General features: G+C 67.9%; 24 protein-coding genes. 14 read left to right on the forward strand and 10 right to left on the reverse strand.

Annotated elements, in window-relative coordinates; all coding sequences use genetic code 11:
* The 3 genes from JGS39_RS12475 to JGS39_RS12485 form a co-directional block, all read left to right on the forward strand.
* Nucleotides 1-609: DUF2637 domain-containing protein (locus tag JGS39_RS12475; RefSeq protein ID WP_219568935.1), on the forward strand; the 609-nt coding region annotated here is incomplete at its 5' end.
* Nucleotides 610-832: 223 nt separating this feature from the next.
* The gene (gene mobC / locus JGS39_RS12480) at nt 833-1,357 is read left to right on the forward strand and encodes a plasmid mobilization relaxosome protein MobC (protein WP_136205419.1); all 525 of its coding nucleotides are present in this window, start codon (nt 833-835) and stop codon (nt 1,355-1,357) included.
* Nucleotides 1,354-3,072, forward strand: coding sequence for a relaxase/mobilization nuclease domain-containing protein (locus JGS39_RS12485; RefSeq protein WP_219568936.1), 1,719 nt, complete (start codon nt 1,354-1,356; stop codon nt 3,070-3,072). Before mobC ends, JGS39_RS12485 begins: the two co-directional genes overlap by 4 nt.
* Here JGS39_RS12485 and JGS39_RS12490 read toward each other — a convergent pair whose 3' ends face one another.
* The 3 genes from JGS39_RS12490 to JGS39_RS12500 are packed head-to-tail and all read right to left on the reverse strand — an operon-like array spanning nt 3,073 to nt 3,718.
* Nucleotides 3,073-3,285, reverse strand: a complete 213-nt coding sequence (locus tag JGS39_RS12490) for a hypothetical protein (protein ID WP_219568937.1) — start codon at nt 3,283-3,285, stop codon at nt 3,073-3,075.
* Nucleotides 3,285-3,518: a hypothetical protein gene (locus tag JGS39_RS12495; protein WP_219568938.1), complete on the reverse strand. Its 234-nt coding sequence runs from the start codon at nt 3,516-3,518 to the stop codon at nt 3,285-3,287. Before JGS39_RS12495 ends, JGS39_RS12490 begins: the two co-directional genes overlap by 1 nt.
* The gene (locus JGS39_RS12500; RefSeq protein WP_219568939.1) at nt 3,515-3,718 is read right to left on the reverse strand and encodes a hypothetical protein; all 204 of its coding nucleotides are present in this window, start codon (nt 3,716-3,718) and stop codon (nt 3,515-3,517) included. The genes JGS39_RS12495 and JGS39_RS12500 overlap by 4 nt, the downstream gene beginning before the upstream one ends.
* Nucleotides 3,719-3,890: 172 nt before the next feature.
* Between JGS39_RS12500 and JGS39_RS12505 the strand changes: the two genes are divergently transcribed.
* The 3 genes from JGS39_RS12505 to JGS39_RS12515 all read left to right on the forward strand — a co-directional run bounded on the left by JGS39_RS12505 (nt 3,891) and on the right by JGS39_RS12515 (nt 7,022).
* Nucleotides 3,891-4,643: a DUF6879 family protein gene (locus JGS39_RS12505; protein WP_103492421.1), complete on the forward strand. Its 753-nt coding sequence runs from the start codon at nt 3,891-3,893 to the stop codon at nt 4,641-4,643.
* Nucleotides 4,644-4,655: 12 nt separating this feature from the next.
* On the forward strand, nt 4,656-5,507 hold the full coding sequence (locus JGS39_RS12510; RefSeq protein WP_103492420.1) for a helix-turn-helix domain-containing protein: 852 nt from the start codon (nt 4,656-4,658) through the stop codon (nt 5,505-5,507).
* Nucleotides 5,508-5,870: 363 nt separating this feature from the next.
* Entirely contained in the window at nt 5,871-7,022 is a 1,152-nt protein-coding gene (locus JGS39_RS12515; protein ID WP_308120366.1) for an NsdA family TPR-like regulatory protein, read from the forward strand.
* A 97-nt stretch (nt 7,023-7,119) separates the two neighbouring features.
* On the opposite strand, the gene trxB is transcribed toward JGS39_RS12515, so the two are convergent.
* Together trxB and JGS39_RS12525 are read right to left on the reverse strand one after the other, a co-directional pair.
* Complete coding sequence (gene trxB, locus JGS39_RS12520) at nt 7,120-8,100, reverse strand: thioredoxin-disulfide reductase (protein ID WP_219568941.1); 981 nt, start codon at nt 8,098-8,100, stop codon at nt 7,120-7,122.
* Complete coding sequence (locus tag JGS39_RS12525) at nt 8,097-8,519, reverse strand: arsenate reductase ArsC (RefSeq protein WP_103492417.1); 423 nt, start codon at nt 8,517-8,519, stop codon at nt 8,097-8,099. Before JGS39_RS12525 ends, trxB begins: the two co-directional genes overlap by 4 nt.
* 94 nt (nt 8,520-8,613) lie before the next feature.
* Between JGS39_RS12525 and JGS39_RS12530 the strand changes: the two genes are divergently transcribed.
* The 3 genes from JGS39_RS12530 to JGS39_RS12540 all read left to right on the forward strand — a co-directional run bounded on the left by JGS39_RS12530 (nt 8,614) and on the right by JGS39_RS12540 (nt 11,325).
* Nucleotides 8,614-8,922 (forward strand): ArsR/SmtB family transcription factor, encoded by a 309-nt coding sequence (locus JGS39_RS12530; protein WP_103492416.1) that lies wholly within the window; start codon nt 8,614-8,616, stop codon nt 8,920-8,922.
* A complete protein-coding gene (gene arsB / locus JGS39_RS12535; RefSeq protein WP_219568942.1) occupies nt 8,919-10,046 on the forward strand; it encodes an ACR3 family arsenite efflux transporter in 1,128 nt (375 codons plus the stop codon). The genes JGS39_RS12530 and arsB overlap by 4 nt, the downstream gene beginning before the upstream one ends.
* Nucleotides 10,047-10,263: 217 nt before the next feature.
* Nucleotides 10,264-11,325, forward strand: a complete 1,062-nt coding sequence (locus tag JGS39_RS12540; protein ID WP_219568943.1) for an ArsO family NAD(P)H-dependent flavin-containing monooxygenase — start codon at nt 10,264-10,266, stop codon at nt 11,323-11,325.
* A 19-nt stretch (nt 11,326-11,344) separates the two neighbouring features.
* Here JGS39_RS12540 and JGS39_RS41650 read toward each other — a convergent pair whose 3' ends face one another.
* The gene (locus tag JGS39_RS41650) at nt 11,345-12,088 is read right to left on the reverse strand and encodes a TIGR02391 family protein (RefSeq protein WP_219568944.1); all 744 of its coding nucleotides are present in this window, start codon (nt 12,086-12,088) and stop codon (nt 11,345-11,347) included.
* A gap of 214 nt (nt 12,089-12,302) precedes the next feature.
* On the opposite strand from JGS39_RS41650, the gene JGS39_RS12550 reads away from it, so the two are divergent.
* Nucleotides 12,303-13,601, forward strand: coding sequence for a hypothetical protein (locus JGS39_RS12550; RefSeq protein ID WP_219568945.1), 1,299 nt, complete (start codon nt 12,303-12,305; stop codon nt 13,599-13,601).
* 3 nt (nt 13,602-13,604) lie between these two features.
* On the opposite strand, the gene JGS39_RS12555 is transcribed toward JGS39_RS12550, so the two are convergent.
* A complete protein-coding gene (locus JGS39_RS12555) occupies nt 13,605-14,654 on the reverse strand; it encodes a flavin-containing monooxygenase (protein WP_219568946.1) in 1,050 nt (349 codons plus the stop codon).
* A gap of 64 nt (nt 14,655-14,718) precedes the next feature.
* Here JGS39_RS12555 and JGS39_RS12560 point away from each other — a divergent pair, with 64 nt between their 5' ends.
* Nucleotides 14,719-15,045: an ArsR/SmtB family transcription factor gene (locus tag JGS39_RS12560; RefSeq protein WP_241195295.1), complete on the forward strand. Its 327-nt coding sequence runs from the start codon at nt 14,719-14,721 to the stop codon at nt 15,043-15,045.
* A gap of 21 nt (nt 15,046-15,066) precedes the next feature.
* Here JGS39_RS12560 and JGS39_RS12565 read toward each other — a convergent pair whose 3' ends face one another.
* Complete coding sequence (locus tag JGS39_RS12565; protein ID WP_124277469.1) at nt 15,067-15,432, reverse strand: ArsR/SmtB family transcription factor; 366 nt, start codon at nt 15,430-15,432, stop codon at nt 15,067-15,069.
* 104 nt (nt 15,433-15,536) lie between these two features.
* On the opposite strand from JGS39_RS12565, the gene JGS39_RS12570 reads away from it, so the two are divergent.
* The 3 genes from JGS39_RS12570 to JGS39_RS12580 are packed head-to-tail and all read left to right on the forward strand — an operon-like array spanning nt 15,537 to nt 18,697.
* Nucleotides 15,537-16,931 carry an NAD(P)-binding domain-containing protein gene (locus JGS39_RS12570; RefSeq protein WP_219568947.1) on the forward strand — a complete coding sequence of 465 codons (1,395 nt, stop codon included), beginning with the start codon at nt 15,537-15,539 and terminating at the stop codon, nt 16,929-16,931.
* Between the two features lie 60 nt (nt 16,932-16,991).
* On the forward strand, nt 16,992-17,456 hold the full coding sequence (locus JGS39_RS12575) for an ArsI/CadI family heavy metal resistance metalloenzyme (protein WP_219568948.1): 465 nt from the start codon (nt 16,992-16,994) through the stop codon (nt 17,454-17,456).
* Nucleotides 17,453-18,697, forward strand: coding sequence for an MFS transporter (locus tag JGS39_RS12580; protein ID WP_219568949.1), 1,245 nt, complete (start codon nt 17,453-17,455; stop codon nt 18,695-18,697). The genes JGS39_RS12575 and JGS39_RS12580 overlap by 4 nt, the downstream gene beginning before the upstream one ends.
* On the opposite strand, the gene JGS39_RS12585 is transcribed toward JGS39_RS12580, so the two are convergent.
* Together JGS39_RS12585 and JGS39_RS12590 are read right to left on the reverse strand one after the other, a co-directional pair.
* Nucleotides 18,694-19,173: an ASCH domain-containing protein gene (locus tag JGS39_RS12585; RefSeq protein WP_308120369.1), complete on the reverse strand. Its 480-nt coding sequence runs from the start codon at nt 19,171-19,173 to the stop codon at nt 18,694-18,696. The two genes, JGS39_RS12580 and JGS39_RS12585, sit on opposite strands and share 4 nt — an antisense overlap.
* Complete coding sequence (locus tag JGS39_RS12590) at nt 19,170-21,227, reverse strand: GNAT family N-acetyltransferase (protein WP_219568950.1); 2,058 nt, start codon at nt 21,225-21,227, stop codon at nt 19,170-19,172. Before JGS39_RS12590 ends, JGS39_RS12585 begins: the two co-directional genes overlap by 4 nt.
* Nucleotides 21,228-21,822 lie beyond the last annotated feature (595 nt).

Here is a 21,822-nt window from a genome sequence, read left to right on the forward strand (position 1 = left end):
TTCCCGCTCGTCATCGACGGGTTCATCGCCATCGGGATCGGCGCCTTGCTCGTCCTGCGGACCGCACCCCTGTCCGCCCGCCTCTACGTCTCAGCCCTGGTCGGCGTCGCCACCGCCACAAGCATCTGGGCCAACGTCCTGCACGCCGTCCGCCTCAACCAGCAGACCCGCCACACCAGCCTCGCCCTCGACGACATCACCGTCGGAGTCATCTCCGCCATCGCCCCGCTCGCCCTGGCCGGAGCCGTCCACTTCTACCTCCTCGTCGCCCGACGCCCCACAGCCACCGACCGCCACAACAGCGACGACCGCCACGAACCCGCCGCGGAACACACCATCGGTGAGCTCGCGCCACCACACACCACGGACACGGACACGGATGTGCCGCAGCAACCCGGTAAGCCGGGAGGCAAGCAGTCGAGCGTTTCCCTGGAGCAGGCCGTGGCCATCGGCCGCGCGGCTCCCCTCGGACGAGGCGACAGCGTTTCCCGCCGCAACGTCGAGAAGGCGATCCGGGACAACGGATTCGGCATGTCACGCGCCCGCCTGGACAAGGTCAAGGACCTGCTGCAGGCCGAACTCGACGCCGTCACCACAAGCACCAACTGAACCTCGCACCCCACGTCACCCCAGCCCGCTCCTCCCATGAATCAGCACCGGAGGAACGGGCCCTCTCCCTCCACCACCGCTTGCAGGAGCCCTCATGCACAGGCCCGTCCGCGAGCCCTCGTCGGCGCAGCAGCAGACCACCTCCACCCCGGCATCAGGCGGAGCAAGGTATGGCATTGGACCGTCCACGGGCCGGTCCAACGCAGATGCCTCCGCCCCGGGGGTGGCGGAGGAGCTCGGGCGCCAGGGGGCGCCCGACCGGAACAAGCCCGTCGACACCACCACCCGCACCGTGCTGCCGCAGCGTGCCGCCGAAGCCGCCGCACTGCACCGAGTCGCCCGCCGCCGTCAGCGCAAAGAGACCCAGCGCAAGGAACGCGTGGACGTCCGCTACAGCACCGACGAGAAAACAGCGATCCTCACCGTGGCCCGCTCGCTGAACATCGCCGCCGCCCACTACGTCGGCGCCGTCGTCATGGCCCACATCCAGGGAGACCTCACGCTGCCTGGTCAGCGCACGCAGCTCGACGACTACATCGACGAACTCACAGCCCTCCGAGGTGAAGTCGCCAAGATCGGCCACAACGTCAACCAGATCGCCAAGAAGCTCAACTCCGGCGACCGTCCACACCCTGGGGACACCGCACTCCTCGACCATGCGGAACGCGTCCTCGACACGGCCGGCACCGCCGTCCGCCACATCGCAGCAGCCACCAATCAGGTTGCCGCCACAAAGGGGCCACGGTGATCGCGAAGATCAGCAGCGGCAAGAGCACAGCCGGCCTCATCCGCTACCTCTACGGCCCCGGCCGGGCCAACGAGCACACCGACCCGCACCTCGTCGCCTCCTGGGACGGCTTCGCACCCGACCCCGGCCGCACCGACGACACCGCCGCCACGAAGAAGCTCCTCGTGGCCGACCTCGACCTACGCGTCCAGCAGGCCAGGCGACTCGGCTGGGCCCCGACGCAGCACGTGTGGCACTGCTCCGTCCGCGCAGCACCCGGCGACCGCATCCTCGACGACGCCGAATGGGCGGACATCGCCCGCCGTGTCGTCACAGCAACCGGCATCGCACCGACAGACGATCCGGACGGCTGCCGATGGGTCGCCGTCCGGCATGCCGACGACCACATCCACATCGCCGCCACCAAGATCCGAGGCGACCTGCGCACCGCACGCCACTGGAACGACTACCTCACCGCCGACCGCGAACTCGCAGCCATCGAGAAGGAATACGGCCTCTTTCAAGTCGTACGCGGAGACCGCACCGCCGCGAAACGGCCCACCCGCGCCGAGCGGGAGAAGGCCCGCCGCACCGGCCGTGACAAGCCTGCCCGCGTACGCCTGCGCACCCTTGTCCGCACAGCAGCGGCTGCCGCCACCAACACCGAGGAGTTCCTCGCTCTACTCACCCGCACCAGCGGCGTCCTCGTCGAGGTCCTGCACTTTCCCTCCGGAGAACCACGCGGCTACAAAGTCGCCCTGGAGCACGACACGAACGCCGAAGGAGAACCGGTGTGGTTCTCCGGCTCCACGCTGTCACCGGACCTCTCCCTTCCCAAGATCCAGAGCCGTCTCGCCGCAGCAGACATCCCTGCCGACATTCCCAACGGGCATCTGCGGCCTCACCCGTGGCACCAAGCCACCGCAGCCACAGAGCGCATCCCCCACCACCTCGGCCGGCCGGACGCCGAAGCCGCCCAGGCCCACCTGGCCGCCCTCGGCGAAGCACTCGACGTCGTGGCCCTCACCGCACCACCGGACATTCGTACCGAACTCCGAGCAGCGGCCTCTGCCTTCGAACGGGCAACTCGTTCGCGTCTCCACGCCGAACACGACCACGCCCGTGCCCTGCGCGGGGCAGTGAAATCAATGCTCCGCGAGCCATCACCCAAGGACGGAGCTCTCCTGGCGATGTTCCTCGATGCCGCGCTCCTGGCCGTCATCGCCGCCGCCCGCTGGCACGACCAACAACAGCACAACCAGCAGACCGCAGCCGCCCACCAGACTCTGCTCCACCTCCAGGCCGCCTACGAACGAACCTCATCCGGGCACCTGCTCGCCGCCGGCCAGCACCGACCGCCTCAGAAGGTCGCAGTCCGGTACGCCCAGCTCATCCGCCAGACCGCCCCCGCACACGCTGACCAAATCCTCGCCGACCCCGCCACCGATGCGCTGACTACCGCCTTGGCCGCCGCGGAGACCGCAGGCCACGATCCCGGACGCCTGTTGCAGCAAGCAGCAGACGAACGCACCCTCAACGACGCCCGCTCCCCAGCACGCACACTGGCCTGGCGCATGCAACGGCTCTCGCAGCGACCCGCACCGAGCCGCCGTGCCCTCGCAGCGCAAGCACACAGCATCCTCCTGCGCCCAACAGCTTCTCTACGCCCCGCAGCTCCCCCGCAGCCCGCGGCGCCGACCACGCCCGCCACTACGCCTGGGCCCCGGCGCAGGTGATCACGCCCGGCCAGTCGACTCAGGGGTGAGCAGGTCAAGTGCTTCCACCCTGTAGTCGTGGTGGGCGCAGGTGCAGCGGCGCACGAGCAGGATTCCACCGCCGTGGGGCAGCGACACGTCCTCGGTTTGGCGGCACTCGCGGTGCAGGTCCTTGTAGCCCGGACGATGGGCAAGGGCGCATTCCGGCGACATGCCTGAGGTGTCCGGGCTCATCAGAGGATGCCGCCGCTGCTGGCCGAGTTCAGGGCGCGCGTCCGCTGCCGTATGGCCTTCCGGCGTTCGTCGTCCGTGGCCCGGCGGACACGATCGGGGTCGGCGTCCCACTCGCACCCACCGGTCACCGGCCGAAGCTGAACGTACGGCCCTTCGTGTCCCATGACGTACCCCAGCCTGTCGCGCTGGGTGTCGACGACCAGTGCGCCCTCCGGCTGCTGTGCCGCCGTCACTCGCGACCTCCTCGCTGAAGTGCCTCGGCCAGGCGGGCGGCCACGTCGGAGTGCACGCGCCCCAGTTCAACGAGCCGCAGCTCCGGTGACGCGGCGTCGACGCTCAGCGAGGGAAGAACAATCCCGGCCTCGGCCAGTGCCTCTCTCAAGGACTCCACCGCAGTGAAGGCATCGATGTCCTTCTGTTCCTTGGTTGCCATGAACCAGACGCTAGAAGTGGGCAGTTGTCCGGCGGTACGCTGTTTTCTCGGATTTGCTCGACAGGTCATGAAGATTGCTGGTGTTTTCTCCTGGGCCCTGACTGATCCCGTAGTGCCGAGCTGGTGCTCCGGCCATGCTGTTGATCACCACCCCCTGGAAGGGAGAGCGTCCATGGCTCGCCAGTTGCGCTTCAGCGGCACAGACAGCAAGGTCGACGGCTGCCCCGCCCTGCACACGGACGAGGGCACCGGCGAGATCATCGTTCAAGGAACCCCCGTGACCGACCCCGAAGACCTCGCACAGCTCCAGCACTACGGGCCGGACGACGCAGCGGTTGCCGTGCCTCGCGAACTGCTCGTGAACTGGGGACCGAAGGAAATGGACCGGGTACCGGAGATGGTCGACCGGGACACCTTCCGGCGCCTGTTCACGACCTTCGAGCACACCGCATGGCGGCTGGAGACGCGGCGCGGCTACGCCTCCGACCGGCAGGACCCCGACTTCCAGGCGTTCCTCGCCACCGGCTCGTCGCCCTGCGACCCCGAGGAGCCCTGGTTCCTCAACATCAGGACCCAGACGGACGCCGGCAAGACGGTCGGCCGCGTCCGCATCGCCGACAACCCGCCCACCACCGAACAGCGATTCCTGCTCGACTACGCCCGGCACAACACGGCGGTCGGCGAGGACATCCGCTACCTGTGGCGCGAGGACGCCGACCAGGCGACCCTGCCCGCCGAGGACTTCTGGATCTTCGATTCACGGATCGTGGCGCTGCTGCGCTTCGACGACGAAGACACCATGCTCGACATCGAGTTGATCACCGAACCGGCCCAGGTCGTGCGCTACGCCACCATCCGCGACGCGGCCATGCACCATGCCGTTCCGTACGACCGGTTCGCGGCGCAGGTGGCCGCGACCGGATAGCGTGCGTGACCGGTGAGCACCGACTACCAGCAGGCACGGGCAGCTCTGGGGGCGCGGCTGCGTGAACTCCGCTTCTCGTGCCCGGGGGGCCGGCTCACCGGTCAGCAGCTCGCCCAGCGGTTGGGCTGGCAAGGGTCCAAGGTCAGCAAGCTGGAGAACGGCAGGCAGACGGCTACCCCCGAGGATCTTCGGGCGTGGGCCGACGCCACCGAGCAGCCAGGCGCGTACGCCGAGCTTGCCTCCCGGCTCGCCGGGTTCGAGTCCCACATCAGATCCTGGCGCAGAGCACTGGCGAACGGCTTCAAGCCCTTGCACGAGGGGCTGAGCGCGGAGATCGAGCGCACCACGGAAATGTGGCTCTGGGAAGAGTCGGTGATCGCCGGACTTCTACAGACCCCCGAGTACGCCCGCCACGTCATCCAGCGCTACGCGGAGCTGCTGGGCGGAGCCGGCGGCATCGAGGATGCGGTGCGCTCCCGGGTACAGCGGCAAGAATGGCTGTACCGTCCCGGCCACAAGCTGCACGTGCTGACGTGGGAAGCCGCGTTGCGCTCGCTGATCTGCCCTCCCTCCGTCCTGGCCGCGCAGCTCGACCGCCTCACGGGCGTGATCGGGATGGACACGGTCGAGCTGGGCATCATCCCGTTCACCGCGTCCGTGAAGATCGTGCCGGCCAACGGCTTCTGGGTCCTCGACGACCGCCTCGTCGTCGCCGAGGACTGGCACGCCGAGATGTGGCTGGACGACGCCGACAGCGTCACCTTGTACATGAAAGTCTGGAAGACCCTCCGCGAATCGGCGGTGTACGGGGCCGACGCCCACAACGTCATCAACTCGGCCAGGCGCGCGCTGAACCAGCATTGACGGGCCACCCGGGGCAGGGTTCTCCGTAGCACCCAGACCATACGCACCTCTTCGGCTCCGCGTCGCCCGACGCCGTCTGCCGCACTGCACCGGCCGGCCAAGAGTCCAGGCCGCCACCGTTAGAAACCTGAAGCACGTGGTGCCCCCACCCGTTGCCGGAGCAGCGGCCGCCATCGGGGCGGCCACTACTGCGTACGTATTAGAGAACTGTCGGCAGCTGCACGACGCCGGCGAACACCAGGTCGGACAGGGTGGAAAGGGTTCCCCGAGTTCGGATGTGGAGACCCTCCTGTGGCTGCTTTTCTTGATCGTTTGTGCCGGTTGGGCTTCCGTCGACGCTGGCGCGTCCTGGTGGTGTGGGTGGTGGCACTCGTTGCTGCCGGGGTGGCGTCGGCGCTGGCCCCGGCCGCACCGGATGGTTCCTACTCGATGCCGGGGACGGAGTCGCAGCGGGCGTTCGACCTCATCGAGGAGCGCTTCCCCGCCAACAGCACGGGAAGCGCCGCCTCAGAGGGGGCGAGCGCGAAGCTTGTGTTCGTCGCGCCTGACGGGGAGAAGGTCACCGACCAGGCGAACCGGGCGGCCGTCACCGAGGTCGTGGGCAAGGTCGGGGGGCTCGACCAGGTGGTCCGGGCGGCCGATCCGTATGGAACGGCCGCGGTGAGTAAGGACGGCTCCACGGCGTATGCGTCGGTCACCTTCGAGGCGAATGCGAAGGACGTCGACGACGCGGGGCTGGAAGGCCGCTTCACCGAAGCCACCGGGCGCCAGCTGTTCGCCGCGACCTCCCAGCTGGTCCACCTCGCCGGCTGGATGGCCCAGGACGAAGGCGACACCCCAGAACTGCGCGGGCTCGCCCAGGGCTACTACGCCCACTCCTTCCGCCTGGCAGCCGAGGCCGGCGACGCCGAACTGTCCGCCACCGCCCTGCGAGGGCTCGCCGTCCAGTGCGTCGACCTGGGCTACCGAGCCGAAGCCGTCCAGCTCGGCGAAGCCTGCGTAGAGTACGGCCGCCACCTGGACAACCCGCGAGCCGTCGCCTACTACGAAGCCACCCTCGCCAACGCCGCCGCCCAGGACGACGACCGCCACATGGCGACCAAGCACCTCGCCATGTCCGAGACCGCCATCGACAGACCCGCTACCGCCGGCAGCGACTCCTGGGCCGCCCACTACTCCCCCGGCCGCTGGGCCCACGAATCCGGAATGATCCTCTCCCGCCTCGGCGACCTCGACGCCGCCGAAGAACACCTCCACCTCGCCCTCGACATCCACGGCCTCGACCGCCGCCGCACCCGCGCCATCGTCCTCGCCGACCTCGGCGGCGTCCGCCTACGCCAAGGCGACGTCGACGGCGCCATGGCCACCTGGCGCGACTTCCTCGACTGCGCCGACGGCATCCGTTCGGTCAAGGTCCAGGCCGCACTGCGGGACATGCGCGTACGCCTGCGCCGGTACAGCGCGGTTCCCGAGGCTCAGCAACTTCGTGAACGGGCAGGTCACATCACTGACTGACTGGCGAGGGCCAGCAGGCGGCTCGGACCCGCGTAGCCTCCCCTTCGAGGGCGGGGCGACAGGGGCCTTGATCCCGCAGACGTCCTGCGGTTCAGGATCAGGCGACCGCGACAGAGGCTATGGATGCGTCAGCCAGGGCGCCGGAGGGGAGCCCTGCCAGATAGCGCTCGGCATCCAGGGCGGCCGAGGCCCCACTGCCGGCAGCGGTGATGGCCTGCCGATAGGTGTGGTCGACGACATCGCCTGCACCAAAGACGCCAGGGAGGTTCGTCCGGGTCGTGGGTGAGGAGACCTTGAGGTAGCCCTCCTCGTCCAAGTCGAGCTGACCGCGGAAGAGCTCGGTGCGCGGGTCGTGTCCGATCGCAATGAACAGTCCGGTGGCCGCTACTTCTCGCGTGGCGCCGCTGAAGACGTCCCGGAGAACGATGCCGCCGAGCATGGTCCCCTCCTGCCGGAGTTCGGCGACCTCGGTGTCGAAGGCGAAGGAGATCTTGTCGTCGGCGAAGGCGCGGTTCTGCATGACCTTCGAAGCGCGAAGGGCGGAACGGCGGTGGACGACGGTCACGGACTTGGCGAAACGAGTCAGGAAGGTGGCTTCCTCCATAGCGGTGTCGCCGCCGCCGACCACGACGATGTCGCGGTCACGGAAAAAGAATCCGTCACAGGTGGCGCACCAGGACACTCCTCGGCCGGAGAGCTCTTCTTCGCCTGGGACGCCGAGCTTGCGGTAGCCGGAGCCGGTCGCGACGATCACCGTCCGGGCCTGGTGGACGGTGCCGTTCGAGTCGGTGAGGAGTTTGACGGGGCCGGTGAGGTCGACGTCGGTGATGTCGTCGTCGATCATTTCGGCGCCGAACTTCTCGGCCTGGGCCCGCATCTTTGCCATGAGATCGGGGCCGTCGACGCCCTCTGGAAAGCCAGGGAAGTTCTCGACCTCCGTGGTAGTGGTCAGGGAACCACCGACGAAGATGCTGCTCCCGAAGAGGACGGGCCTGAGCTGAGCACGGGCGGTGTAGAGGGCAGCGGTGTAGCCGGCAGGGCCGGAGCCGATGATGACGACGTCACGTATCCCGCTCACGCCGTGGCCTCCGGGGCGATCTCGGCGATCAGGCCCTCCACGAGGGTCTTGATCTCGTCGCGGATGGGGCGGACGGCTTCCACGCCCTGGCCTGCGGGGTCCTCGAGCTTCCAGTCGAGGTAGCGCTTGCCGGGGAAGACAGGGCAGGTGTCACCGCAGCCCATCGTGATGCAGACATCGGACTCGCGGACCGCGTCGATGGTGAGGACCTTGGGGGTCTCGGCGGAGATGTCGATGCCAACCTCGGCCATGGCCTCGACGGCGGCAGGGTTGACGGCGTCACCGGGGTTCGAGCCGGCTGAGCGGACCTCGACGCGGTCCCCGGCAAGGTGAGTCAGCCAGGCAGCGGCCATCTGGGAGCGGCCGGCGTTGTGGACACAGACGAACAGGACGGACGGCTTGCCGGAAGACTCGGCCATGATGATCGTTCTCTCTCGTCGCACGGCGGGACAAGCCGCCAATGACTTCAGCCCCCGCTGGTATCAGCGAGTGATGATGTGAGAGTATCAGTGCATGCTGACTTCAGTCGATCCTGATCTGATCCGGGTGCTGGGCGATCCGCTCCGCCTCCAGATCGTGACCCTGCTGGCGCGCGAGACGCTCTGCACGACGCACCTGGTCGAGGAGACCGGCGCGAAGCAGACCAACCTGTCCAACCACATGAAGGTCCTGCGCGAAGCCGGCGTGGTGGAGACCGAGCCGTGTGGCCGCTTCACCTACTACAAGCTGCGCCCCGAGGTCCTCGCCGGGCTCTCCGAGCAATTCGCGGCGCTCGCCGAGTCCGCCCGCACAGCCGCCGAGAACAAGAGGGCCTGCCCGTGACCTCCACTGAGCCCACCACAGTCTCCACCCAGGGTGCCGGCCCGGCGGGGGACGACTCGATCGTCAAGAAGCTCTCCACTCTCGACCGCTACCTGGCGGTGTGGATCCTGCTGGCCATGGCCGTCGGCCTGGGGCTGGGCCGGCTCATCCCAGGGATGAACGACGCGCTCGCGAAGATCGAGGTCGGCGGGATTTCCCTGCCGATCGCGCTCGGTCTGCTGGTGATGATGTACCCCGTGCTGGCCAAGGTCCGCTACGACCGGCTGGACACAGTCACCGGCGACCGCAAGCTGATGGTGTCCTCGCTGGTGATCAACTGGGTCGTCGGCCCCGCGGTCATGTTCGCCCTGGCGTGGATTTTCCTGCCCGACCTGCCCGAGTACCGCACCGGTCTGATCATCGTCGGCCTCGCCCGCTGCATCGCCATGGTCATCATCTGGAACGACCTGGCCTGCGGTGACCGCGAAGCCGCAGCTGTCCTCGTCGCATTGAACTCCGTGTTCCAGGTCATCATGTTCGGCGTGCTGGGCTGGTTCTACCTGGACCTGCTGCCGCAGTGGCTGGGCCTGGGCGACGGACAGGGTCTCGACGTCCCCGTGTGGCACATCGCGCTGAACGTCATCGTCTTCCTCGGCATACCGCTCCTGGCCGGCTTCCTCACCCGCCGCATCGGCGAGAAGAAGATGGGCCGCCAGTCCTACGAGACGAAGTTCCTGCCGAAGATCGGCCCCTGGGCGCTGTACGGGCTGCTGTTCACGATCATCATCCTGTTCGCACTTCAGGGAAAGACGATCACCTCGCAGCCCCTGGACGTCGTACGCATCGCCCTCCCCCTGCTGGTGTACTTCGCGATCATGTTCTTCGGCTCCTTCCTCCTCGGCAAGGGCCTTGGCCTCGCCTACGACCGTACGAGCACCCTCGCGTTCACCGCGGCAGGCAACAACTTCGAGCTGGCCATCGCCGTCGCCATCGCGACCTTCGGCGTCACCTCCGGCCAGGCGCTGTCCGGTGTGGTCGGTCCGCTGATCGAGGTGCCCGTCCTGATCGGGCTCGTGTACGTGGCGCTGGCCTGGCGCAAGAAGTTCGCCCCTGCAGCCCTCACCACATCAGGAGGAGAATCCTGATGCACTGCCTCGACTGCCGCAACATGGGGACGAACAGCCCCACCATCGGCATCTGCCAGGCATGCGGAGCGGGGGCATGCGCGGTTCACGCCCGCATCGCACCCCGGACTGTGCGGCTCGGCAGCCCGCTAGGAGTTCCAGGTGAACCCGGAGCTCGCCGGGTGTTGTGCCTACTGTGTGCCGCAGCCGAGGCGCCGGGCGCGGCGGTCCTGACGCCGTGACCAGGCAGACAGACGTAGTGGTGATCGGCGGCGGGCAAGCCGGCCTCGCCGCCGGGTACTACCTGCGCCGCAAGCAGCTGGACTTCGTGATCCTGGACGCCCAGGGCACGCCCGGCGGAGCGTGGCAGCACACGTGGGATTCGCTGCACTTGTTCTCGCCGGCTGCGTTCTCCTCGCTGCCTGGCCGACTCATGCCTGGTCAATCCGGCCAGGAGTACCCGGACGCCAAGCATGTCGTGGACTACCTGAGCGATTACGAGCAGCGCTACGACCTCCCAGTTCACCGTCCGGTCAGTGTCCAGCAGGTGCGCCGGGACGGTGATCGACTACGAGTGGAGACAGGCACGGACACCTGGTCGGCCCGCGCGGTCGTCTCGGCGACCGGCACTTGGTGGCGCCCCTTCCTGCCCGCCACTCCCGGCCGCAACGATTTCGTCGGCCGCCAGCTGCACACCACCGGCTACGGGAGACCGTCCGACTTCGCCGGGCAGCGAGTCGTCGTGGTCGGCGGCGGGAACTCGGGGGCCCAGATCGCTGCGGACCTCGCTACACACGAAGGCGTTGACCTGTCCTGGGTCACCCAGCGCCCGCCCCACTTCCTCGCCGACGGCATCGACGGCCGGGCCCTCTTCGACGCTGCGACCGCCAGGCGTCGCGCCCTGGACGAGGGACGCACCGACACCGGCGGGGTTGCCTCGCTGGGCGACATCGTCGCCGTCTCTCAAGTCCGCGAGGCCCGAGATGCCGGAGTGCTCAAGGCGTCACCGATGTTCACCCGGCTCACCGCCGACGGCATCGAGTGGGCCGACGGTACGCGTGCCGAGGCCGACGCCATCATCTGGTGCACGGGCTTCCGACCAGCCCTGTCTCACCTGGCCCCGCTGGGCCTGCGAGGCCGTCGCGGCCACATCGACACCCACGGAACCCGGGCCATCGGCGAACCGCGCCTGCATCTCCTGGGCTACGGCGACTGGACCGGGCCCGCCTCAGCCACGCTGATCGGCGTCGGCCGCCCGGCCCGCGAGGCCGCCCGCGAGATCGCCGCCCTGCTGGACTGACGTCTCCCCAGCAGTGTGTTCAGGGGAAATCGACGGCCGCCCTGTCCACCCATCGCGCCAGAACGCTGAACGCCGCGAGCTGTTCCAGGGCCTCGTGCTCGGGCAACTCCGGCAGCCCGTCCTCATGGCTGTTGGGATTCCGGATGCCTGCGAAGCAGCCTTCGGCGAAGGACATCGCGCCGCGGTGCACACTGCGGAACGTGTCGCTGTTGTCGTCTGCCATCAGGCGAAGGCGAGGCTGACCGGGCTTCGCCGCATCCTTCGAGAACACGCTCTGGAACAGCGCCGTCTCGCTCACGTCGCGGCGAGCAACCTTGTTCTGCGTCTCGGCGTTGACCTTCCGGGCCGCAGCGGTGACCGCCTCACGAAAGTGCCCGCTGCGCCACAGGGACCTGGCCCCGTCCCACACCCACCGGTGCATCGCCCCGGCGCTAAGCTGAGGCGCATCGTCCCCAAGTCGCTCACGCACCTCCACGTCCCGCAGCAGGACAGCATCGGCCCGCTGGACGGCTTCACGGTGCTGGCACCAGCGATTGACGGACTTGTTGCGGTCGTCGGGAACCTCCGTACGCCACCGCGGCAGAACCCGGTCCAGGATCTGCTCCACGACCTGGGCGCTTGCCACTATCTCGCGGTCTCCACCCCGGTTGGACATGCTGCTGGTGAAGAAGACCACGCCAGGCAGGTCGGGTGGCGAATACAGCTCGGTCAGCTTCAGAAAACTGGCCAGTTCAGCACGAGCCCACTCGATATCGATGCTCACCAGAGCATCATCCCTGCAGCCACTGACATCACACCGGCCTTTGCCGGACGATGGCGGCCTGACAGGGACGTCACGTGTCTGCGACGGGGTAACCAGCCGACCTCGACGCCACTTTGCGCCCAGTAGCTTGCTGCGGAACCTCGACCGGGTGATGCCGACCTTTGAAAATATGGGTACTTGAGCTGCCAAAAGGCTTCTAATGAGCGCTGTGACTGTGTCTGACGCCCTGTGGCGCTTTACCGACCCCGGCAATGACTCCGTGAGCCTCATCATCGAGACTCCCGCCGGCACACACGTGCGCCGAATACCACGGGCCATGCCCCTGCCCACCGATGTGGAACCGGGCATCGGCGCCGAGAAGGCAGCGCATACAGCGGCTGCCACCTGGGGTCTGCCCGACTTCGTGTTTCAGTCCTCGCTTACCCGCAAGGGCTCGGGGCAGCGGGAACTCGGCGATCGGTTGCTGCTCAGCGGCAAGCGTGGTGCGGTCATCCAGATCAAGAGCCGCACCGTGAAGCCGAAGGGCGACGAGGAAGAGCGGGCCTGGATCCAGAAGGTGACCAAGAAGGCCATGAGCCAGGCCAAAGGGACTGTGCGCATGCTGCGCCTCCAGGCGGCCGACATGGTCAACGGGCGAGGCACGACACTGTCGGTGGCAGGCCACGCCTACGAGTGGATGGCTGTGTCCCTGCTCGATCACGAGCATGTCCCCGACGAGACGGTGCCCAGGTTCGAGCCCATTGGCATGCCCGCGCTGACGCTAACCCGCCGGGACTGGGACTTTCTCTTCGACCAGTTGCGCTCCACCACCGCAGTCCTGGATTACTTGTTCCGGGTGGCCGGAGAGCCGCCCATCGCCCTCGGCGACGAGCCGGTGCGCTACTACCAACTAGCGGCGGCGGACGCCGCCGCACCGCCCGTGGATATCGACACGGAACTCGTCGGGCCCGGAGGCCGCCGCTTCTCCACGCCCTTGCTGCCCCAGGTGCCGGCCGGCGGCGGGGAGACCAACGCTCACCTGGTCATCCGGGTCGTGCTCGAAGACGTGGCGACCAGCATGCTGCGCGACGGCGTCGCGGAGAGCGACCGGCTCATGGTGCTCGCCGACCTCGACCGGCTCCCCGTCGGCATGCGCGAGGAATGGGGTCAGCTGCTCCTGGACATGCTCGACGACGTAGAGCAGGCCCCCGAGGGCCACGTGAAATGGCGATCCCGGCGTCAGCTCCACGAAGAGGCGGATGGTGACCGGCAGATGCTCTTTGTGTGCGGGACGCGGTTCGACAAGTACGTGGAAGCGTCGTTCGGCAGCTACGTCATGCTGCGTCACCATCAGGTCGGCGAACGCACAGGGCGTCCGGAGTCGCTGTGCAGCGTGGGCGTACTGCTGACCCCCAACTACAGCGGCACGCGGCCTTGGGACACAACGCTGGTGAAGATCCTGGGCCCCAGCCACCTCAGCCCTGAAGAGGTGAGCGAGTTCGAGGCACTGTGGCCCCAGAGCGGCACCGCCTGAAGATCAACGGCGGGCGGGTGCCAGCCTCTGAAGGAGGTAGTCGGCGTCACGGCCCACTCCGCGCAGAGTTTTCGAGGAGAAGCTGCGCTGAAATTCCATGCCTACGAAGCCCAGTCCTGGCGCCGCGGTGGACACTCCGTCGCGATGCCGGGGTGCCCCCGTCTCGTCGAGGGTTCCCGAGCTGGTCAGGTAGGGGAACGAGAGGCGGTAGCCGGTGGCGAACACGAGCACGTCAACTGCCTCTTTGGCCCCATCGACCCAGACGACGCCATCGGTGGTGAGCCGGCTGAACATGTCACGGCGGTCGACGCCGTACCTCTCCAGCGCGGTGCGGTAGCTGCCGTCGTCGATCACGGAGACCGGTACCTTCGCGAGCAGGGGACGGATCGATGCGACGTCGAGCCGGGTGCGCTTGAGCCACCAGTGCAGATCCCGACCGAGCGGGCGCTGAGGTGCCCAAGCGATCGGGCGCCGGCTGGCCAGGGTGGTGTCAGCGACCACGCCGAGGTCCGCAGCAATCTGAATCGCGGAGTTGCCTCCGCCGACCACGACGACCCGCTTCCCCGCGAACACGTCGGGACTGCGGTAGTCAGCGGCGTGCAGTGCCTGGCCGCCGAAGTCCTGGCGGCCAGGGAGGTCCGGAGTGAAGGGCGTGCCGTAGTCGCCGGTCGCGGCGACGACCGCCCCGGCCGTGAACTTCCGCCCGTCGCTGGCAAGCACGGACCAGGCACCGTCCTGCTGCGCTACAGAGGTGACGGAGGTCGAGGTGCGGATGTCGGCGGGCAGGCGTTTGGCGTAGTCGCGCAGGTAGTCCACGACTTCGTCCCGGCGCGGGTAGCGGTCCTGGTCGCCGGGGAACGGCATGCCGGGAAGGGAGGAGTACCGGGCCGGGGAGAACAGCGTGAGGCTGTCGTAGTAGCGCGGCCAAGACCCGCCCGGCTTCTCCGCGGCTTCCAGGACCAGCACGCGGGTGAAGCCATGACGCGGGGCAAGGGCAGCGGTGGCCAAGCCGGACTGTCCGGCGCCGATGACGATGAGATCGGCATGCTCCATGAGAAAGTGGACCCTTCGCTTTAGTCGTTATTTCGGGATGTGACGAAATGTTGGGCAGGAAGCTGTGACAGAAGACGGCGCTGGTACGACCCGCGTGGATCCGGCGACGGCCGACTTCCTCAAGGCACTGGCCAGCGAAACCCGCCAGAAAGTGCTGCATCAGTTCGCCGGCGGGATCGAGCTGACGGTCGGCGAGATCGCCGACCGCTGTGCCCTGAAGCCGTCGACCACCTCGGAGCACTTGAGCCTGCTGCGCCGCGGTGGCTTGGTGATCTCCCGCAAGGACGGCAAGCAGGTCTACTACCGGGCCGACGGTGCCACGATGGCCCAGCGCCTCTCCGCGCTCCAGGCGTATCTGGCGACCTGCTGCCCGCCCGACTGCGCCACTTGACCCGCAGGGGCGGGCGGGAGGTCAGCTGCGCAGGTCAAGCATGGCGGCCATGGCCGCCACGACGGACGGGGCTACCTGGTAGTAGACCCAGGTTCCGCGTCGCTCCGAGGTAAGCAGGCCAGCCTCGCGCAGCTTCTTCAGGTGATGGGAGACCGTCGGCTGGGAGACGCCGACGTCCTGGATGTCGCACACACACGCCTCGCCGCCGGGATGTGAGGCGACTCTGGAGAACAGCCGAAGCCGGATTGGGTCGGACAGCGCCTTGAACATCAGGGCCATCCGCTCCGCGTCATCCTGCGACAGCTCTCCCGCAGTGATCGGCGGGCAGCATGGCACCACCGTTGCGGGGTCCAGAACCGGCAGCTCCACTACCTCTGATTTCGACATGCGTCTATGTTGACACTCATCAATGCGAGTGGCAAGCTTCGAATATAGACAGCAATCAAAACAGCGGCCGGGTGCGGTCGCCCATCCCGGAGGACATCACCGCCATGACCACCACTGCAAACCTTCCGGTAGTCGTCATCGGCGCCGGCCCTGCCGGGCTCGCAGCCGCCGCCCACCTCGTCGAGCGAGGCATCGAACCGCTGGTCCTGGAAGCCGGGTCCTCCGCGGCCACCGCGGTGCGCGCCTGGTCGCACGTACGGCTCTTCTCCACCTGGAACGAACTGACCGATCCCGCCGCCGAGAAACTCCTGGCGCCGACCGGCTGGACCAAGCCCGCCGCGGAGATCTACCCCACGGGCGGAGACTGGGCCGAGCAGTACCTCCAGCCGCTCGCCGACGTCCTCGAAGACAAGGTCCGCTACGGCGCCACCGTCACCGGCGTCTCGCGCCTCGGCCGGGACCGGATCGTCGACGCCGACCGAGAGCAGCAGCCCTTCACTATCCGCCTCACGCTCGCCGACGGCACCGAGGAGCGGATCCTTGGCCGGGCCGTGATCGACGCGTCCGGTACCTGGTCCACCCCCAGCCCTATCGGCGCCGACGGTCTCCCCGCCCTGGGCGAACACGCCGCCTCCGCCCGCATCTCCTACCGCATCCCTGACCTCAAGGACCCCGCAGTCCGGGCCCGGTACACGGGAAAGCGCACCGCCGTCATCGGTTCCGGGGCCTCCGCGTTCACCGCACTGGCCACCCTCGCCGACCTCGCAAAGAACGAACCGGATACGCACTCCGTGTGGATCCTGCGCCGCGGTATCAGCGGCTCCACCTTCGGCGGGGGCAGCGCCGACCAGCTTCCCGCCCGAGGCGCCCTGGGCCTGGCCGCCAAAGCCGCCGTCGACGACGGGTACGCCGACGCCGTCACCGGCTTCCGCACCGAAGTCATCGAGCGCACCGACAACGACCGCCTGGTCCTCGTCGGTGAGGACGGCCGGCGCCTCGATCCGGTGGACGAGGTCATCGTCCTGACGGGCCTGCGCCCCGACCTGTCCTTCCTGTCCGAGCTCCGCCTCGCCCAGGACGAGCGCCTGCAGGCGCCGGTGGAGCTCGCACCGCTCATCGACCCGAACCAGCACTCCTGCGGCACCGTTTACCCGCACGGCCACCGCGAGCTGTCCCACCCCGAAAAGGGCGTCTACCTCGTCGGCATGAAGTCCTACGGCCGCGCCCCCACCTTCCTCGCCATGACCGGCTACGAACAGGTCCGCTCCGTCACCGCCGCCATCGCCGGTGACACTGAGGCCGCCGACCGCGTCGAACTCACCCTCCCCGAAACCGGAGTCTGCGGCGGTGCCGGACTCTTCGACGACCCCGCCGCCGGCCAGGCCGACGAAGGCGGCTGCTGCGCTCCGGCACCCGCCCTCGTACAGATCGGCACCGGCATCTCCGTGCCGGTCGCAGCCGCCGAGGACACGTCGTCCGGTGGGTGCTGCGGGTCCTGAAACACCGTGCCCAGGCCGCTCCCGGCCTGGGCGCTACCGCTCCGAGTCTGGAGGAACGTCATGTCACGCATACAACTCGCCTTGCGCGTCCCCGACCTCCAAGCATCGATCACCTTCTACAGCAAGCTCTTCGGCACCGAGCCGGCCAAACTGCGCAACGGGTACGCCAACTTCGCCATAGCCGATCCACCGCTCAAGCTGGTCCTCGTCCAGGGCACACCGGACGCAGACACACGCATGGACCACCTCGGCGTCGAAGTCGCCACCACCGAAGAAGTCCACTCCGCCACGACCCGCCTCCAGGACCAAGGGCTGGGGACCGACATCGAGAACGACACCACCTGCTGCTACGCCCTCCAGGACAAGGTCTGGGTCCACGGCCCCGGCAAGGAACCGTGGGAGGTCTACGTCGTCAAGGCAGACGCCGACTCAATGGCCAAGCAGAAGAACAGCATCTGCTGCGCGGGCCCCGTCACCGAAGCAGGCCCGCCAGCGCCCGTCGAGGCTGGTGGCTGCTGCCCGTGACCAAGCTCGACGCCCACGGGGCCGCGACCGGAACAGGGGACCGGTCGCGGCCCCGCGCCGTACTTCCCGCTCTGTGCGCCACACAGATCACCAGCTGGGGCGTCATCTACTACGCCTTCCCCGTCCTGAACCCAGCCATCACTGCAGATGCCGGCTGGCCCACCGGCGCCACGACAGCCGCATTCTCCGCAGCCTTGCTCATCTCCGCCTTCGCCGGGATCCGAGTCGGCCGGATCATCGACCACCGCGGTCCGCGCACCGTCATGACCGCTGGTTCCGTCCTCGGCGTGGCCAGCCTCCTCGTCATTGCCGCCGCCCCCAACCTGCCGGTGTTCTTCACCGGCTGGATGCTGGCAGGACTGGCCATGGCGGCCACCTTCTACCAGCCTGCCTTCGCCGCACTGACCCGCTGGTGGGCACCCGATCACGTCCGCACCCTTACCGTCGTCACCCTCGCCGGTGGACTGGCTTCGACCGTCTTCGCACCCCTGACGGCCATGCTCGCCGACCACCTGACCTGGCGGGCCACGTATGCCGTCCTCGCCCTCATCCTCGCTGCGGTGACCGTGCCCGCCCACGCCCTGGCACTGAAAGCACCCTGGCCCGAGGCACCGCCCGCGACAGCTCACGCCGGCGAATCCTCGACCGCAGTGTCGCGCAGCCGGCCATTCTGGATGCTGGCCACCGCACTGACCCTCTCCGCATTCACTGTCTACGCCGTCGTCGTCGCCCTGGTCCCGCTTCTACTGGAGCGGGGGTACTCCACCAGCCAGGCCGCCTGGGCGCTCGGCCTGGGCGGCGCGGGCCAAACCCTTGGCCGCACCTTGTACGCGACACTCGCCCGCCACACCAGGGTCATCGCGCGCACCACCACGCTGATCGCGCTCGGCGGCGTCACCACAGCCACCCTCGCCTTCACACCCGGCCCCTACGCCCTGTTGGTCGCCTTGTCGGTCGCAGCCGGGATGGTTCGCGGCAACCTCACCTTGCTACAAGCGACCGCCATCACCGACCGCTGGGGCACCACCCACTACGGCCGCCTGTCCGGACTCCTCGCAGCACCTGCGACCACGGCCGCAGCGCTCGCCCCGTTCGCCGGCGCGGCGCTGGCCTCACCACTCGGTGGCTATTCAGTCTACTTCGCTCTGCTCGCCGCGCTTTCCGCACTTGCGGCGCTGATCGCGCTGAACACTGCGGTCAAGGCCAGCACCGTTGATCTTGATCCGGCCCACGGAAACTAGGCGGGTACAAGTTCGCTGAGCACATCGCGCAGGGTGGCGTTCGCCGTGGGCGCAGCCTTTGCCATCTGCCGCAGATCATCGCTCTTCAAGTACCGATAGCTCTGCGGCGGGTGGAACGAACCAGCGGCCCTCAGAGCACTCAGGGGAACGGGGTCGCTGAAGGTGACCGGGTCCTCCAGAGTGAGACCGCTGGCCTGGACAGCGCCGCTCATGTACTCGTCGTATTCGCGCCTGCTGATGCCCGCCCGAGTACGACTGACCGACCACACCTCCCTGGGTGAGGCCACCTGGACCGCTGCGATGCGGGCCACACCCACGATGGCCATCGTGGGCGCCGTGGCGTACAGGAGTACGGCGGTGCCGGGAGGAGCGGCAACGCGCTGCCTCCGGACCTCCACTGTCTTACTCCCGGCCAGGATCGCCGTGGCGAATCGAGGGTGGACGGACAGCAGCATCGCGCGTTCCGAATGGCTCACGTCTTTCGGTGCCCCTCTTCGTAGACCGCCTGGAACAGCGCACTGCTGATCTTCGACAGCGACATCAGCGACAACGGTAGCCCCAGGCTCTGGGCGAGTACGTTCAAACGCCCCAGCGTCACCGGCCTCGGGAAGATCTCGGTGTCCGAGAACCTCAATGCCATGGAACGACCCGAGGAATCAGCCGCCGATCGCACTTCACTCCGACCATATACGCCCAGGTGTTCGAATTGCGAGAACAGGGCATCCGGCTCGTCGATCAGCACCTCGTCCAACCGGGAGCTGCCGATCACCATCTTGCCCTGAGCGCCCGACGTTCCCCTGCTGACATACCAGAGCAGCCGCGCGGGGACGCTCTCGCTTCGGTGCCCGGACGAGCGGTAGTAGACGTGCTCCCTACTGATGCCCAGGACGTCGCTCCGCGGCAACAACATGGCCGGAACGTTGAACAGTTCTGCCGACCAGCGCGGTTCGATGGGCACGAGGAAGGAAGGCATCAAGGAGTCAGTGACTTTCGCCGGCCACCAGGCGCGCTCGACCACACTTGCCACCTCGGGCGGAAGGCCGGCGTGAAGCGCGGTGATGTCAACGGTCAGGCGCCCTGCGATTTCCCTGGCAGCGGAAGAGACTTCAGTGGCCGCACCGCACACGTCGACCAGCAGCGCAGTCAGCCCGTCGGCTTGCTCGAAGAAGCCGTCGTCCCCGGCGGCTGCCCGGGCCACGGGCGAGGGGCGCTGATCAGTGATGCGCACCACCTGGGCGCCTCCTTCTCGGCCGAGGCGCTTGAGCATGAACAGCAACTGCCGGGCCAGCGTCTCCTCCAGGACGTGTGAGGCGGTCCGTAGTACGGGGACGGTCAACGTTCTGCCATCAAGAGCCCATACGTACAAGGCGACTGGGTGCCCCTCCCCATCCCGCAGCAGTTCTCGACGCCAAAGCACCGAATCCGTCCCCAGCGCTCTGAGCCGCTCCTCGAAGGCGGAGCCGCTGTCGCCGTCCGCCTGATCGAAGAACGCGACCAGTTCGCCTTCGGCTCCCTGAGCAACCTCCCCTGCCGAGAACTCAGTGCCCAACAGATCCGCAGGCCGGTAGACCTGCGCCTGCCGCAATTCGTCGACATGCAGGGTCACGACCGCCGGGGACACCACCTTTACTCCGGCCACCTCCCAGGCGACGTCTGCCAGCAGGAACAGCAGTGGATCCCTGGTGGCTAGAACCTGAAGACCGGCGCAGGAAGTCTCAGCGACGTAGTGCAGCCGGCTCCGCAGGGTCGCGTCCAGCTGCAGATTCGGCAGCCTCTCGGAAATGGCAGTCATCAGCTCGCCGTGGCGTGAGGCCACAGCATCAGGATCCGGAGTGATCTGGCGCATGCTCGGCAGAGCAGCTCGCTGGTGCTGCCGTTCTGCATGGGCTGCGACGTCCCGCACATCCCTCAGCAGCTGAGGTGTGAAAGCGAGCTCGATGAGGTCTGCGAGCCAGCCTGCTTCTAGAGCCCGAGACTCCTCCGCCTCGCCACCCGGCTTCCCGCCCCCGATGTCCGCGAACACTCCGTGATCCACGGTCACGACCAGCAGCGCGTCGCTCTCCACTTCGGCAAAGAGGTCAGCATGCCCGAGGTCCAGCCACCAGCCGTCCAGAGTCTCCTTGTCACGCCCGCGCCCGAGCGCCTCCCCTCGGGGCACGAAGCCCAGACTCGACCACATTCCGCTGAGGTCGTAGTCGCGACGGCACTTCGCCTTGATGCCGAGCCGTTGCGAGTGGCGCTCTCGGATCGTCTGGATCAGTAGACGAGCAACCCCTTTGCCACGGTGTTCCTCCGCCACACACAGATGCGCCAGCCTCACGTGGGGGCTCCGCTTGGGCAGCCCGAACAGTGCGTAGCCAAGCAGTTCGTCCCCGTCGAGCGCCACCAGCAGACCGCCGTCCTCCGCCGCCTTGCGGTAAGCCGGAGGCGTCAGCAGACCGAGCGTCCTCGTGTACCTGTCCCCCAGCGAAACGGCTGCGTCAAGCAAGTCGGTCTGCGACTCCGAAACGGGCAGCACCTTGATCACCATCAGAACCCCCTCCGGATCAGCCCATAGCGGGTGGAGCTGATCCTTTGAGTCAGTGCTTACAGGAGGGGCTGAGTCGGGCCAAGGCGCTTTTTGATCAAATACAGCGCACTCGGCCACAATTCGCCTCCCGCCTTCCACGGGACTGGGAGGCTGCCTGCCGATACCCCGGCTCTCAGGGGACGGGGAGGAGGGGTGCTGGCGGGGGCTCATCGATAGGCACGACGAGGTCTACGGTGTGGCATGTGCCCAACCGAAGGGGCTCCTGCGGCGTGACGACGTTTGATGGGAGACGCCGGCCGGAAGGCCGAAATGCGTGAGCGATGCGTGAGCGGACGGTCCAGCACAAGGCACCACGAGCCGGACCGGCTAAGAAGCCGCGTGGCGCTGACCAGGCCGGACAGCACCACGCGGCAGACTCAGGCACCCCCCGGCAGGACTTCGATCCCACTCCTAAAGCGGGTGTCGCAGGTTCGAATCCTGCCGGGGGCACAGAGAAACACCAGGTCAGAGGCCCTTCCGTCCGTCGGACGGGAGGGCCTTCGTGCTCGCAGCACACATATGGCACACATGCCGCTGCGGGCAGAGGTGGGGAGCT

Origin of the sequence: Streptomyces poriferorum, from assembly GCF_019399235.1 — a bacterium.
GTDB lineage: Bacteria > Actinomycetota > Actinomycetes > Streptomycetales > Streptomycetaceae > Streptomyces > Streptomyces poriferorum.

Bases quoted from the DNA above. Each gene is read 5' to 3' on its own strand.
- JGS39_RS12490 (WP_219568937.1), bottom strand. From the start codon at position 3,285: ATGAGCCCGGACACCTCAGGCATGTCGCCGGAATGCGCCCTTGCCCAT.
- JGS39_RS12500 (WP_219568939.1), bottom strand. From the start codon at position 3,718: ATGGCAACCAAGGAACAGAAGGACATCGATGCCTTCACTGCGGTGGAG.
- JGS39_RS12505 (WP_103492421.1), top strand. From the start codon at position 3,891: ATGGCTCGCCAGTTGCGCTTCAGCGGCACAGACAGCAAGGTCGACGGC.
- JGS39_RS12525 (WP_103492417.1), bottom strand. From the start codon at position 8,519: ATGGCCGAGTCTTCCGGCAAGCCGTCCGTCCTGTTCGTCTGTGTCCAC.
- JGS39_RS12530 (WP_103492416.1), top strand. From the start codon at position 8,614: ATGCTGACTTCAGTCGATCCTGATCTGATCCGGGTGCTGGGCGATCCG.
- JGS39_RS12555 (WP_219568946.1), bottom strand. From the start codon at position 14,654: ATGGAGCATGCCGATCTCATCGTCATCGGCGCCGGACAGTCCGGCTTG.
- JGS39_RS12565 (WP_124277469.1), bottom strand. From the start codon at position 15,432: ATGTCGAAATCAGAGGTAGTGGAGCTGCCGGTTCTGGACCCCGCAACG.
- JGS39_RS12570 (WP_219568947.1), top strand. From the start codon at position 15,537: ATGACCACCACTGCAAACCTTCCGGTAGTCGTCATCGGCGCCGGCCCT.
- JGS39_RS12575 (WP_219568948.1), top strand. From the start codon at position 16,992: ATGTCACGCATACAACTCGCCTTGCGCGTCCCCGACCTCCAAGCATCG.
- JGS39_RS12590 (WP_219568950.1), bottom strand. From the start codon at position 21,227: ATGGTGATCAAGGTGCTGCCCGTTTCGGAGTCGCAGACCGACTTGCTT.